The sequence below is a fragment of the Streptomyces flavovariabilis genome (assembly GCF_000725785.1).
Lineage (GTDB): Bacteria > Actinomycetota > Actinomycetes > Streptomycetales > Streptomycetaceae > Streptomyces > Streptomyces hawaiiensis.
In genome coordinates this window covers 1-293 of record NZ_JNXD01000107.1, presented here as the reverse complement: position 1 = coordinate 293, position 293 = coordinate 1, and the positions used below count along the sequence as shown (strand labels likewise).

At 68.6% G+C, this 293-nt stretch carries 1 protein-coding gene; it reads left to right on the top strand.

Annotated features, from left to right (window positions below):
* Positions 1–34: 34 nt before the first annotated feature.
* On the top strand, positions 35–293 hold a 259-nt coding region (locus tag IO24_RS0140125; protein ID WP_031144866.1), incomplete at its 3' end, for a Mu transposase domain-containing protein.

Genomic DNA, 293 nt, shown 5'->3' with positions numbered 1-293 from the left:
CGAACGGCGCCGGATCGGGTCCCGGCCACGGCCGGTGAGCGAGTACTTCGCCGTCGAACGGCCGTTGCTGCAGCCGTTACCGGACGAACCCTTCGAGACCGGGCGGTTGTTCAGCCTGCGGGTGGACCGCTTCAGCCAGATCAGTGTCCGTACCAACCGCTATTCGGTGCCGGTGCGGCTGATCGGCCGGACGCTCCGGGCCATGCTGCACGCGTCCGAGCTGGTGGTCTACGACGGCCAGCAGGAGGTCGCCCGCCATGAACGGCTGATCGCCAAGGGGAAGACCCGGCTTG